Genomic DNA, 12,889 nt, shown 5'->3' with positions numbered 1-12,889 from the left:
GCGGGCGTCAGCTGCGAATCGTGCCATCCGCCGACAACTCCTCCACGTGGTGCGTCGCCTCCGGATGGGTGACGACGTAGAGAGTGCGCATGGGTACGTGCCCTTCCTGTAAGCAGCGTCGCCTGCCTGACCGAGTCCGCGATTATGGAAGAGACGACTCAGAACGATCAAACGGATTCTTCGACGCGTGCGCGGGTGCCGACGAGGCGGTAGGAGTCGGTGCCAGCCTCGATGATGGCGCCGTTGAAGATGAGGCGGTCGACCCTGGCCGCGCAGAGGCGGGGATCGGTGAAGGTCTTGGTCCAGCCATCTGGGGCCGGCACTTGGTCCCTCACAAGGGTTGCCGCTGCCACCTGGCCGTATCCCGTTCCTGGGGCCACAGAATGCCGAGCACAGTTCGAGGCCGAGCCCACCGCCTTCCGCAGGATCTTCCACCGTGAACGCACGAACGTGTAAATCCCCGCTTGCTCAAGCCGACCGAGGTAGCGCCCACGACAACACGGGACCGAGATCCGGTCCACCCAGCAGAACATCGACGTCGTTGCCCGAGCAATGATCCGCTGCTTCGACGAGGTCGTGAGGGAGCACGGCGAGAGCACATACCGCAGCAAATGGGGTGAGCACTTCCCCCGAGCCTAGCTCGAAGCCCTCAGGACGCGTGGCGCGAACATCGGGGCGCCTGAGCAACCTCCTCGACACCGACGAACCCGTGAAGTCTCGGCAGCACCTGGCACGGGTTCGAAGGAACATGTGCGGTTTGGCGAACGACTCGTTGGAGGCGATGGCGACGCTGTTCTTCGGCGGTGCGCCCTGCGCCGTTCCACCGTCCGCCGCCTCGCCCGCCGCGTCAGGTCGTGCGCCGAGTCCGCCGACCATCGGGTGGCGCTGCGCCCGACCCGCGTCAGGTGACGTCTTCGCCGCGCACCGGCCACGAACGACCGCGCCGCCCCGGAATGCGGGGCGGTGCGGCGTGCGCTCAGGCGCCGGGGGTCACCCGGTCACCGTGCGGTCCGGTCACTCCTCGGTTCACTCCTCGATCGGTCCGAGGTCGGCGGTGTCCCGCAGGTCGGCCACCGCGCGGGCGGTGGCGTGGAGTTCGAGGACGACGACCTCGTTCGTTCCCGGCCGCAGCACGGGGCCGGGGACGTACAGGCGGCGCTGCGGGCCGCGCGACCAGTAGCGGCCGAGGGGGAAGCCGTTGACCCACGCGTTGCCCTTGGTCCAGCCCGTGAGGTCCAGGTACGTGTCGGCGGGCTCGTCGACCTCGAACTCGCCGCGGTGGAACGTCGGTCCCACGGGCTGCGGGCCACCGGTGGTGAAGGTGAGGCCCGACAGGTCGTCCAGGGGCAGGGGTCGGCTCGTCCAGTCGGTCAGTTCGGCGTTGCCCGCGGTGACGGTGCCGGTCAGGCCCTTGCGGTCGTGGATGCCCTGCCCGTAGTTGACGCGGCCCTGGTTCTCCACGAGGACGGCCAGCGTGGCCCCGCCCGCCGGCACGGTGACGGCGAGGGCGGTCTCGTGCAGTTCACGCTCCAGCACGCCGACGGCCGCGCCGTCGAGGAACACCTGTGCCCGGTCCGAGATGCCGGCGAAGTGCAGCAGGGTCGGGCCCGGCTCGCGCAGCGCCGTCTCGTACAGGACGAAGCCGAAGTCCTGGCCGAGTTCCTCCAAGGTCAGCGGACGCGGCCCGGCCACGGCCTCGCCGAGGCGGTCGGCGGAACCGAGCAGCGGGGCGCTGCCAGGCAGGGAGACGCCGAGGAGGCTGAGTTTCTCGGACGGCTCGGGCAGGGGCTCGTCGGGGACGGTGGTGTGCCGGGCGAGGACCTCGCGGAAGGCGAGGTACTTCGGGGTGATGTCGCCGGCCTCGTCCAGGGGCGCGTCGTAGTCGTAGGAGGTGATGGTGGGGCGGTAGGTGTGTTTGTCGTTGGCTCCGTTGGTGAAGCCGAAGTTGGTCCCGCCGTGGAACATGTACAGGTTGACGCTGGCGCCTGCCGAGAGCAGCTCGTCGAGGTCGGCGGCGGCCGAGGAGGCGTCGCGGACGACGTGCACGCCGCCCCAGCGGTCGAACCAGCCGTTCCAGAACTCGGTGCACATCAGCGGCCCGTCGCCCTGGTGCTCGCGCAGCGCTGCCAGGCCCTGTGCCGGGCGGCTGCCGAAGTTGACGGTGCTCAGGACACCCGGGAGGCTGCCGCGGGCGAGGTCTGCGGGCTGGTCGCAGGTGAACAGGGGGACGTCCACACCGCCCTGCACCAGCCGGTCCTGCAGATGCGTCAGGTAGCTCGGGTCCACGCCGTAGGCGCCGTACTCGTTCTCCACCTGCACCGCCAGGACGGGGCCCCCGTTGGTGGCGAGGTACGGCACGACGAGCGGCAGCAGCCGGTCGAGGTAGTCGTCCACGGCCGCCAGGTAGCGCGGGTCGCTGGTGCGCAGCTGGATGTCGGGCGTGGCGAGCAGCCAGGACGGCAGCCCGCCGCCCTCCCACTCGGCGCAGATGTACGGGCCGGGGCGCAGCAGCACGTGCAAGCCCTCCTCCTGCGCGAGCTCGAGGAAGGCCGGCAGGTCCAGGCCGTCCTCGGCGCGGAAGGTGTCCGGCCGGGGCTGGTGGAGGTTCCACGGCACATAGGTGTCGATGGTGTTGAGTCCGAGCAGCCGTGCCTTGCGCAACCGGTCGCGCCACTGGGCGGGGTGGACGCGGAAGTAGTGCAGGCCACCGGAGATGATGCGGAACGGTTCGCCGCCGAGGCGGAATTCGTTCCCTTCGATCCGCAGTACGGGCATGGGCCGTGCTCCTCCAGTGGAGTAGTTCTGGTGCGTTCGGTGCGGTCACGGGGGTGTTCGTCCGTGTGGGGCGGGCACCGTCGCGACGTGATGTTTGCGTTGCCATCTCAGTGTGCGATGGCCTGCCGGGGGTCTGGGGGTTGGGGCGGACGGGGAGGAGACCTGCGGCCGGAGCCGCGATCAGCGGCCTCTCGGTGGTGGCGCGGTGCTGCCGCGCACGACCAGGCTGGTGGGCACCAGCGTGGTGCCCCGCTCCGCCTCGTCGTTGCGGATCTGCCGCAGCACCCCTTCGACGCAGCGCCGGCCGACCTCGGCGAAGTCCTGGTGGATCGTGGTCAGCGGCGGCACATATGTGGCGGCTTCTGGGATGTCGTCGAAGCCCACGACACTGACGTCCTCCGGCACCCGCCGGCCGTGCTCGCTCAGCGCGCGCAGCAGCCCGAGCGCCATCTGGTCGTTGGCGACGAACACGGCGGTGCATGAGGGGTCCTGGGCGATGTGCAGCCCGGCCTCGTAGCCGGACTCCGCGGACCAGTCGCCGCGCAGCAGCGGCGGCACCTCACGGCCCGCCTCCTCCAGCGCCGACCGCCAGGCGCTCACGCGGCGTTCGGCGGCGAACGACTCCTTCGGGCCGGCGACGTGCCGCACGGTGCGGTGGCCCAGGTCGAGCAGGTGCTGCACGGCCGCCCGGGCGCCGCTGGCCTGGTCGGTGTCGACCACGCAGTACTGGTCGCCCGCGTCGGAGTCCACCACGACCACCGGCGCGGTCGGCGGCAGCGCCACCGTCATCGCGTCCAGCAGATGGACCTCCATGATCATGACGACACCGTCCACGGCCAGCTCACCGAGCCGGGTGAACGCGCCCCGCACCCCGTCCTGCGTCGGCACGGTGACCGGCAGCAGTGTCGTGGCGTAGCCCTCGCGCGCCGCCGAGGACGCCACCGCCTCCAGAGTGCGCATGTTGCCGGTGCTCGAGAGGTTGAACAGGATGACGCCTATGGTGCGGAACTCGCCCCGCTTGAGGGCGCGGGCCGCGCTGTTGGGCCGGTAGCCGAGCTCCTTCATCGCGGCCAGCACCTGCTGCCTGGTCTCCTCCAGCACCCCGGGGAAGCCGTTGGAGACCCGCGAGACGGTCTGCGCCGAGACGCCCGCGAGCTTGGCCACGTCGGCCATCGACGCACCGCGCCGACGCCGCTGCGGGCCCACCGCCGGGCGCTGTCCGGTCCCGTCCACCTGCGTCGTACACCTCTTACGTTCCAGTGCCGTTGATGGTCAGAAGTCTAGGGGCGAACCGCGCGGCTCAGGCACCGCGCGGTTCGCCCGGGCCGGCGCCCGCGGTCCTCATGGGGAGGACCGCCGGGGCCGGCCGCCGGCGCGGCGAAGCTCAGCCGGTGACGTCGAAGCCCTGGTCCTTGCCGTACTTGACCGAGGCCTGCTGCCAGGTGGCGAGGGCGCTGGACAGCGGCGTGCCGGACACATAGGCCTTGCCGACGGTGTCGTTGAAGATCGAGTTGGCGTAGACCTGGTAGGGCAGGTACGACCAGCCCTTGGCGACGTCCTCAGCCGACTTCGCGAAGATCTCGTTGGCCTTCTGCCCGCCGAAGTAGGGGAAGGGGGTGTCCAGGAACGCCTTCGACTGCAGGTCCGCGGTCGTGGCCGGGAAGGCGCCGCCCTTGATGCGGGCCTGGACACCGGCGTCCTTGTTCGCGTACTTCACGAAGGCGTACGCCAGCGGCTTGTCCTTGGACGCCTCCATCACCGCCAGCGAGCTGCCGCCGTTCTCGGCGCTGGAGGTCTGTCCGGCCTGCCACTGCGGCAGCGGGGCGACACGCCACTGACCGGACGCCGAGGGAACACCGGAGGCGAAGTTGGCGGGCATCCAGGCGCCGGTGTTCAAGGTGGCGATGGTGCCGTCGGCCAGCCCCTTGTACCACTGGTCGCTCCATGAGGCCACGGGCGCGAGGAGCTTCTCGGAGATGAGCTTCTGCCAGACCTCGGTGAACTTCTTGGTGCCCGCGTCGCCGAAGTCCACCTTCACCTTGGTGCCGTCCACCGTGTACGGGTGGCCGCCGGCCTGCCAGATCATGCTGGTGACGAAGCCCGCGTCGCCGGTGTCGTTGGTGATGTACGCCTTCGGGTCGGCCTTGTGCAGATCGCGGGCCGCGGTGAGGTACTCGTCCCAGGTCGTGGGAACCTTGATCTTGTACTTGTCGAGGACCTTCGTGTTGTAGAACATCGCCATCGGACCGGAGTCCATCGGCAGGGCGTACACGCCGCCGTTGAGGGCGACGGAGTTCCACGGGCCCGGCGAGTATGCCTTGGACAGGTCCTTGGCGCCGTACGCGCTCAGATCGGTGACGGACTTGCCGAGCGCGAACTGGCTCAGCGCGTAGTACTCGATCTGCGCCACGTCCGGCGCACCGGAACCGGCCTGAACGGCGTTCTGCAGCGCCGTGTACTGGTCGTTGCCGGTACCCGCGTTGACCAGCTTGACCTTGACCTTGGGGTACTTGGCCTGGAAGTCGGCGGCCACCTGCTTCAGGGTCGGCTCCCACGCCCACACCGTCAGCGAGCCGCCCTTGTTCAGCGCCGCCTCGACGCTGCCCGCGTCGGCGGCCTTGGCGCCGGAGGCGGAGTCGTCGGAGGAACCGCAGGCGGTCAGGGACAGAGCCGCCGCGCAGAGCACCGCGAGTGCCTGCGCCGTGCGGCGCACTGGCTTGTTCGTCATCGCATCTCACTTCGTTGTGGAGGTGGTCCGCGGCACCACCCGTCGCCACGGCACACCGGTGCCGTGCGGAGGACCGCAGGAGGAGGGGTGCGGCGCCGTCCCGGCGCCGGGGGTCATTCCTTGACGCTGCCGGCGGCGAGACCGGACTGCCAGAAACGCTGGAGGAGGAGGAAGGCCGCGATCAGGGGCACGATCGTCAGCAGCGAGCCGGTGACCACCAGGTTGAACACCGGCTGCCCGCCCGCGGTTGCGGCCTGGGCGTTCCAGGCGTTGAGCCCCAGGGTGAGGGGGTACCAGTCCGGGTCCTTGATCATGATCAGCGGCAGGAAGTAGTTGTTCCACGTCGCGACCACGGTGAACAGCAGCACGGTGACGATGCCCGGCCCCAGCAGCGGCAGGCAGATCCTGAAGAAGGTGCGGATCTCCCCCGAGCCGTCGACCCGCGCGGCCTCCAGCAGTTCGTCGGGGATCGCCTCGGAGGCGAAGACCCACATCAGGTAGAGACCGAACGGCGAGATCAGCGAGGGGATGATGACCGCCCACGGGGTGTTGGTCAGGCCCATCTTGCTGAACATCAGGAACGTCGGCACGGCCAGCGCGGCGCCCGGCACGGCGACCGCGCCGATCACCACGGCGAAGACCGCACGCTTGCCCGGGAAGTGGAACTTCGCCAGCCCGTAGCCGCCCAGGACGGCGAGGAAGGTCGCGCCGCCCGCGCCCAGCGCCACGTACAGCAGGGTGTTGAGCAGCCACCGCACGAAGATGTGGTCGTTGTAGGTGAGCGTCTGCTGGATGTTGTCCCACAGCGCGAAGTCACCGCTGAACCAGAGCCCGAAGGAGTCCAGCAGGCTCTTCTGCGTCTTGGTCGCGCTGATCAGCAGCCAGGCCAGCGGGATCAGGGTGTAGATCGCGACGAGCGCGGTCAGGACGGTGAGCAGGACACTGCGCCGGGGGCGGTCGGAGGAGCGGCGCCGGCCCGCGGAGCGCCGGGAGAGTGCGGCGCCGCGGCGCTCGCTCTGGGGGGTCAGGACGTCCCCCTCGATGCTCGCCTGTGCCATGGTCATGCCTCCTTGCGCATGCCGCGCAGCTGCACGACGTAGGCGATGATCATCGTGACGACCCCCATGACGATGGCGACGGTCGCCGCGTAGTTGTGCTGCTGCCCGGAGAAGGACAGCGAGAAGGTGTACAGGTTCGGCGTGAAGTACGTCGTGATGGCGTTGGGCGCCAGGGGCTTGAGGATGCTGGGCTCGTTGAACAGCTGGAAGCTGCCGATGATCGAGAAGATCGTCGCGATGACCAGGGCCCCGCGGATCGCCGGGATCTTGATGGAGGTCACGACGCGCAGCTGGCTCGCGCCGTCGATCTCGGCGGCCTCGTAGAGGGACCGCGGGATGACGTGCAGCGCCGAGTAGAAGATCAGCATGTTGTAGCCGACGAACTCCCAGGTCACGATGTTGCCGATGCTCGCCAGCACCAGGCTGGGCGAGAGGGGGTTCGGCAGCGAGACTCCGAGGGCGTCGTTGATGTTGGCGACGAAGCCGAAGCGGTCCCCGTACATGAAGCCCCACATCAGCGTCGCGACGACCGCCGGGACCGCGTAGGGCAGGAAGATCGAGATCCTGAAGAAGTTCCGGCCGTGGAGCCGTCCGCTGTCCAGCGCGAGGGCGACCAGCAGCGCGATCCCCAACATGATCGGCACCTGGACGGCCAGGAAGAGCGCGACCCGGCCGAGGCCGGACCAGAACTGACTGTCCTGCAGGGCCTGCGCGTAGTTGTCCAGGCCGACGAAGGAGGTGCCGCCGATGAGGCGGTCGCGGAACAGGCTCAGGTAGATCGAGTAGCCGATCGGCGCCAGGAAGACCAGGGCGAAGACGATCATGAACGGTGCCACGAAGCCCCATCCGAGCCAGCGCCGGCCTCGGCGTCCTCGGGGAGGCGCGGCTCGGCCGGTAGCCGGTGGCGGCGACATGGCAGCCATGAATCCCATCCTTCACTTCGTCGTGCGGGGGTTCCGCCGCAATGGGGCGGCGCGGAATGGTTGCGCAAACATCATCGACCGCAGTCGTGCACGTTTACGCAAACATTCGATGGGCGATGTTTGCACCGGCCCTCACGACACGTCAAGGGGCCTCGTGTGTTTCCTCCGCGACACACCCCCGCAACCTACGCCGGAGCACTCGTCCGCCACCGCGGGACCCCGTACCCGCGCACGCCTCATGGCCTGTCGCCTGCGCGGCTCCTGTCCGCCTGCGGGCGCCTGCGGCCAACGGCGCGCCGTGGGCCGCATCTCCTGTACGGGCGCGCTCCCGGACAACGGGTGACTCTCGTATACGGGTGCGCGACTGCGAGGGCCGCGCCCCTGAGAGGGCATGTGTCGAGCGAACTCCGGTAGCGGCGCTGTGCCGCAACGTGACCTCCGATTGTTGTCGTAGCATGGGAGCACTCGAAGTAAAAGCCTGTGGTTACTGCTGGACATCGACACTGTCGATGAGCAGGGCCGGGGGCTCGTACGCGGTGCCGGACGGACCGCCACTTCTTCCCCTCGAAGGAGTGCGCAGTGAATGTCCGACGTACTGAAACGGTCGACGAGGTCGACGCTCCCCCCGAGCCCTCTCGTTCACCTCGTTCCCTGCGGGAAGCGTGGATAGCCCTCGCCGGGCTGGCGGCGGTGTTCCTGTTCGAGATGCTCGACAACTCGATCCTCAACGTCGCCCTGCCGACCATCGGCCGCCGGCTCTCGGCATCGACGACAGCGTTGCAGTGGGTCACGGGCGTGTACGCCGTCGTCTTCGGCGGACTGATGCTGGCCTTCGGCGCGCTGGCCGACCGGGTCGGACGCCGCAAGATCATGCTGGTCGGGCTGGTGCTGCTGGGTGCTGCGAGCCTGGCGACCGCGTTCGTCACCACGGCGGAGCAGCTGATCGCGGTCCGTGCGGCGACGGGTGTTGCGGCCGCGATGACGACGCCGGGCTCCCTCGCCCTGGCGTTCCGGCTGTTCGACGAGGACGGGCTCCGGGTCCGTGCGACGACGTTGATCTCGACCGTGGGTCTGGTCGGACTCGCGATCGGGCCCACGGCCGGCGGCTTCGTCCTCGCGTTCGCTCCGTGGCAGGCGCTGCTGCTGGTGAACGTGCCGATCGCCGTACTCGCCTTCCTCGGCATCCGGCGCGGCATTCCCGCCGACCGGAAGGACGAGCTGCACCGCGACCCCGTCGACGGCCTTGGTGCTCTGTTCGGCACGGCGGCAATCGTGTCCGCGCTGGTCGTTCCGACGCTGTTCGTCGTCACGGGCGCCGCATCCCTTGCTCCCTGGCTGACCACAGCAGCGGCCGTCGTGATGGCCGTGCTGTTCGTCGTCCGCGCGCGCCGCGCCCGCCATCCGCTGCTCGACCTCAAGCTCGTCGGCCGCCCGCTCGTGTCCAGCGGGCTGGCGTTCAAGGGCGCCTCGGGCCTCGCCGTCGCCGGCCTCGGCTACCTCGTTACCCTCCAGCTGCAGCTCGACTGGGACTGGACGCCGGCTCAAGCGTCCCTGGGAATGCTGCCGCAGGTCGTCGTACTCATCGCCGGCGGTTCTCTCATCGGCCCGCTGCTCAAGCGTGTGGGTTTCGACAAGGCAGCCTGGCTCGGTGCGGGATCCGTCGCGTGCGGGCTCGCCGTCTACGCCCTGCTGGGCCGCTTCGGATACGTGTGGGTCGCCCCCGCGCTGGTGCTCGTCGCCGCCGGGATGCGCGTGGTGGGTGTCGTCGCCGGGACCAACGTGATGCGTGGCCTGCCGGCCAGCCGCACCACCATCGGCGCGGCGCTCGTCGACACCTCCAGCGAAGTCGCCACGGGAATCGGCATCGCCGTCAGCGGGACCATCCTCGCAGCGCTCTTCACCGGCAACATCGCCACCTCGAACTGGAGCGCCGACCAGACAGCGGAGTTCGGCGAGGCTGTCACCCTGGCCGGCCTCCTGCTCACGGCCGTGGCCGCGGCACTGGTGGGCTGGGGCATCGCCCGCGCGCGTCGCGGCACGGGCACCGCGACACCGTCGCCCGCGGCCGGCTCGGACGGCGAGTACGAAGGGAGCGGCTGCGAGGCGACAGGCCCGTCGTAGACCGTGGCGGCGCGGTACTGGTTTGGCAGCCCCGCCGTCGTCGCCTGGCTGTCGTCAAACGATCGAATGACGACAGGCGCAGCGGGCGTCTAATGAACCCAACCTGCCCTGGGGCCTGACGACGGCTCCGGTCGAATGAGATCCGATGCCGGTTGACGACAGGGTTAGATGACACCCGGGTTCTGATGCGCCGACGAAGCGGGGGAAGAGCGTGGCCAATCTCGTCTACAAGCGGGTGTCGACCGACCAGCAGTCGACCGACCGACAGAACCTCGTCCTGGCCGGCGAACCTACGCGCGGCCGGGCGACACCGTCCACATCTCCGAGATGTTCCGCCTGGTGCGCGGCACCGCCACATCCTCGACGTGCTCGACGTCCTGCACCGCGGTCAGGTCGCCCTGCGCATCCACGACGGCGCGTTCTCCGGCATGGACCTCACCGCCCGCCACCCGCGCACCGGAGAACTGCTGTCCACCGTGCAGTTCATGGTGCAGACCCTCGCCGCCGCCGGCGAACTCCAGCGCGACCTCCAGCGCGAGCTGACCTACGACGGACTGCGCGCCGCCGAGGCCAAGGGCAATAAAGGCGGACGCCGCCCGGCGGTCCCGGCCGACAAGACCGCCGACGTGCGCACCGCGTACCTGGAAGGCCGCTCCATCGCCGCCCTCGCCCGCGAGCACGACGTCAGCCGCGGCGACATCCGCACGGCCGTCGCCGACCTCCTGCCCGAATACACGGCCGTCGACCAGGACGCCCCGGCCCCGGAACTGCCGGTCCTCCTCGACCAACACGGCACTCCGTCACGCCACATGCGGTTGCAGTATTAACCGCTGTACCGATGTTCCCCGAGGCCGCATACGTTCTCCCGGCTTCTTGTGCCGGAACTTCGCCGTCAGCATCAGCAGCGAGGCGCCCTGCTCGCCGAGGTGGGTCAAGGCAGAACGGCGGTACTCGTGCAGGTCCCAGCCCGGTCCCAAGCCGCGCAGGGCGGTGTGCTCGTCCAGCAGCCCGCGGGCCTGCCCGTACGACAGGCGCGCCAGGCCGGTGTCCGGACAGACGTCGCGGGGGCTTACGACCTTGCCCGGACCTGGACGGCGGTCGGTGACGAACACCGGCCCACGGCTGCGGCCTTTGAGGAGCCGGGGCGGCAGCCGGGCCGCGCCCACCTGCCGCGCCGCCGACTGCCGCATCTCGCGACACCACACCCTCGAGATTTTCTGATGTGCGATCAACCGGTCTGTGTACATGTGGAGTCCGCAAAAGCCGTGGCGACGTATCCAGGGCACGGGGTCACTCCCCCATACCACCGTGCCCGCGCTCCCCCGGGCCGCGCGGCTGACCGCGAGCGGCAAATCGGCAGCACACCGCGTCGGTTCCCGCCGCGCCGCGGCGTGGTGACAGACGCAATGCGTCCGCGCCCCCGAAAACTGCCCGCACGGTGTCATCACTGCGCGTCCGCGCTCCGCGCTCCTCGCACCTCTACCGGTGCGGCGCTTATGTCCAGGTCAGCTGGCGTGAACGAGCATACGGACCGCGGTCGCGCGCGCGACGCCAACAGTGGCGAACGTGTCGACATGGGCGCCGCTGGGGCCACGCGGCCCGGTCGAGCACGCGACTCCCGGTGCAATCTCGACCTTCGCATTACTTACCCCTGCGCAGCTCGGCAGACCCCTCTTCACCGACGGTGGAACCCCGGCCACGGCGGGGCCAGGGGCGATGATGTGGACTCGACAAGATCCGCTGCCGTACTGTCCTCCTGCCCGCCGCCCGGCGGGCGCCCGCTCTTCGTAGTCCCTGGGGGGATCTCATGTCGTTCACTCCGGTCGGGCCGCCGCCCGGCCCCCCGTACCCCGTGCCCACCGGCCCTCCGGCCACCACCGCCGTGCTCCGCTCGCCCCTGGGCCTGGCGACCGCGGTGGTGGTCCTCCTGTCGCTGGTCATCGCGGCCGATGTTCTCGCCATCGCCGCGGAGGCCGGCCGCTACGCCCTCGTCGGCACAACGACGGTGGACGGGCTCGCCACTGTCGACCCGTCAGCGCTCGACACCTCGGACGTGCTGGTCGGTCTTGCGGCGGCGCTGCAACTCCTCGCGTTGGTGGCGACCGCGGTCCTGTTCATCGTGTGGTTCCACCGGGTGCGCTCCAACGCCGAGGTGTTCGCCCCCAACGGGTTCGACAAGGGGCGCGGCTGGGCGATCGGCGGCTGGTTCATCCCCATCGCCTTCTACTGGATCCCCTTCCGAATCGCCCGGGAGACCTGGGTGGCGAGCTCCCAGACGACGCCGGAGGGCCGCCTGCGGCCCTCCGGCTCGGGTCCGGTCTCGTACTGGTGGGCCGCGTGGATCGCCTCCAACCTGCTGGAGATGGTCTCGGGGGCCGTCACCGACGACATGTCACGCTACGCCGGCGACGTCCGTGAGGCCGCCGGCATGATGATCGCGGCGGACGCCCTGGACATCTCCGCCGCGGTGCTGGCCATGGTGTTCGTCCGCAAGCTCACGGCCATGCAGCACCGCAAGGCGACGGAGGGCCCCTTCACCCTCTCCTGAACGGGGCCCTCGGCACGGGGGCGCCGGCCGGGGCGCCGGAGCCGGGCCGGCTGTGAGCGGCGGCGGCCTACCCGGCCGCCTCGCCGCCGGCCGGGGCGGACCGCTTCCCGGTCTTCCGCGCGGTGCTCTTCTCCTGCCGACGCGGCTGTGCCGCCTCCCTGTGGCGCAGCGAGGCGGCGTACATCTCGTCGGGGTCGAGCCGGCGCAGTTCCTCGGCGATGAGTTCCGCGGTGGGCCGGACCTTCAGCGCGAGGTGCCTGCTGGGCTGGCCGGGGATGGCGAGGGTGGCCAGCGGGCCTTCGGGGCGGTCGATGGTGATCTCGCCGTCCGCGGTGCGCAGCCGGACGGCGGTCACGACCGGGCCTTCGGTGACGACGCGGTCGACGGGCACGCCGAGGCGGAGACCGAGCCATCGGGCGAGGAGTTCGGCGCTGGGGTTGTCGGCCTCGCTCTCGACGGCGGCCGAGGCGATGGTGGCCCTGGCCTGGTCGAGCGCCGCCGCGAGCATGGAGCGCCAGGGCGTGAGCCGGGTCCAGGCGAGGTCGGTGTCGCCGGGGGCGTACCCGGCGTCACGGGCCTCCAGTTCCGTCAGGGGCTGCTCGACCGCGTACGCGTCGGTGATCCGGCGTTGCGCCAGTGCGCCGAGGGCGTCGGTCGCGGGGTTCGCGGGGGCGTCGACCGGCCACCAGACCACCACGGGGGCGTCGGGCAGCAGCAGCGGCAGCACCACACTGTG

General features: G+C 70.3%; 9 protein-coding genes and 3 pseudogenes. 3 read left to right on the top strand and 9 right to left on the bottom strand.

What is annotated here, in order from left to right:
• The 7 genes and pseudogenes from AC3ET4_RS29095 to AC3ET4_RS29065 all read right to left on the bottom strand — a co-directional run.
• Positions 1-91, bottom strand: a pseudogene (locus AC3ET4_RS29095) (histidine phosphatase family protein); the annotation flags it as partial.
• Positions 92-167: 76 nt separating this feature from the next.
• Positions 168-308: pseudogene (locus AC3ET4_RS29090) on the bottom strand (IS21-like element helper ATPase IstB); the annotation flags it as partial.
• A 718-nt stretch (positions 309-1,026) separates the two neighbouring features.
• A complete protein-coding gene (locus tag AC3ET4_RS29085; RefSeq protein WP_431954654.1) occupies positions 1,027-2,775 on the bottom strand; it encodes a glycoside hydrolase family 35 protein in 1,749 nt (582 codons plus the stop codon).
• 180 nt (positions 2,776-2,955) lie between these two features.
• Positions 2,956-3,948, bottom strand: coding sequence for a LacI family DNA-binding transcriptional regulator (locus AC3ET4_RS29080; protein ID WP_431954658.1), 993 nt, complete (start codon positions 3,946-3,948; stop codon positions 2,956-2,958).
• Positions 3,949-4,159: 211 nt separating this feature from the next.
• The gene (locus AC3ET4_RS29075) at positions 4,160-5,503 is read right to left on the bottom strand and encodes an ABC transporter substrate-binding protein (protein WP_431954652.1); all 1,344 of its coding nucleotides are present in this window, start codon (positions 5,501-5,503) and stop codon (positions 4,160-4,162) included.
• A 113-nt stretch (positions 5,504-5,616) separates the two neighbouring features.
• The gene (locus AC3ET4_RS29070) at positions 5,617-6,561 is read right to left on the bottom strand and encodes a carbohydrate ABC transporter permease (protein WP_431954656.1); all 945 of its coding nucleotides are present in this window, start codon (positions 6,559-6,561) and stop codon (positions 5,617-5,619) included.
• Between the two features lie 2 nt (positions 6,562-6,563).
• The gene (locus AC3ET4_RS29065; RefSeq protein ID WP_431954650.1) at positions 6,564-7,484 is read right to left on the bottom strand and encodes a carbohydrate ABC transporter permease; all 921 of its coding nucleotides are present in this window, start codon (positions 7,482-7,484) and stop codon (positions 6,564-6,566) included.
• A 579-nt stretch (positions 7,485-8,063) separates the two neighbouring features.
• Between AC3ET4_RS29065 and AC3ET4_RS29060 the strand changes: the two genes are divergently transcribed.
• Complete coding sequence (locus tag AC3ET4_RS29060; RefSeq protein ID WP_431954648.1) at positions 8,064-9,605, top strand: MFS transporter; 1,542 nt, start codon at positions 8,064-8,066, stop codon at positions 9,603-9,605.
• 365 nt (positions 9,606-9,970) lie between these two features.
• The gene (locus AC3ET4_RS29055) at positions 9,971-10,432 is read left to right on the top strand and encodes a hypothetical protein (protein ID WP_431954646.1); all 462 of its coding nucleotides are present in this window, start codon (positions 9,971-9,973) and stop codon (positions 10,430-10,432) included.
• Here the strand turns inward: AC3ET4_RS29055 and AC3ET4_RS29050 are convergent.
• A pseudogene (locus AC3ET4_RS29050) lies at positions 10,406-10,768 on the bottom strand (hypothetical protein); the annotation flags it as partial. The gene AC3ET4_RS29055 and the pseudogene AC3ET4_RS29050 overlap by 27 nt on opposite strands.
• A gap of 644 nt (positions 10,769-11,412) precedes the next feature.
• On the opposite strand from AC3ET4_RS29050, the gene AC3ET4_RS29045 reads away from it, so the two are divergent.
• Positions 11,413-12,153, top strand: a complete 741-nt coding sequence (locus AC3ET4_RS29045) for a DUF4328 domain-containing protein (protein WP_431954644.1) — start codon at positions 11,413-11,415, stop codon at positions 12,151-12,153.
• Between the two features lie 67 nt (positions 12,154-12,220).
• On the opposite strand, the gene AC3ET4_RS29040 is transcribed toward AC3ET4_RS29045, so the two are convergent.
• Positions 12,221-12,889: glucose-6-phosphate dehydrogenase assembly protein OpcA (locus tag AC3ET4_RS29040; RefSeq protein WP_431954642.1), on the bottom strand; the 669-nt coding region annotated here is incomplete at its 5' end.

This window comes from Actinacidiphila sp. bgisy167 (assembly GCF_057707665.1).
The sequence above is the reverse complement of the archived record's forward strand: the minus strand, read 5'-3'. Positions and strand labels throughout refer to the sequence as shown.

Excerpts from the sequence above, each read along its gene's own strand:
- AC3ET4_RS29070 (WP_431954656.1), bottom strand. The coding sequence starts at position 6,561 with ATGGCACAGGCGAGCATCGAGGGGGACGTCCTGACCCCCCAGAGCGAG.
- AC3ET4_RS29085 (WP_431954654.1), bottom strand. The coding sequence starts at position 2,775 with ATGCCCGTACTGCGGATCGAAGGGAACGAATTCCGCCTCGGCGGCGAA.
- AC3ET4_RS29045 (WP_431954644.1), top strand. The coding sequence starts at position 11,413 with ATGTCGTTCACTCCGGTCGGGCCGCCGCCCGGCCCCCCGTACCCCGTG.
- AC3ET4_RS29080 (WP_431954658.1), bottom strand. The coding sequence starts at position 3,948 with ATGGCCGACGTGGCCAAGCTCGCGGGCGTCTCGGCGCAGACCGTCTCG.
- AC3ET4_RS29065 (WP_431954650.1), bottom strand. The coding sequence starts at position 7,484 with ATGGCTGCCATGTCGCCGCCACCGGCTACCGGCCGAGCCGCGCCTCCC.
- AC3ET4_RS29075 (WP_431954652.1), bottom strand. The coding sequence starts at position 5,503 with ATGACGAACAAGCCAGTGCGCCGCACGGCGCAGGCACTCGCGGTGCTC.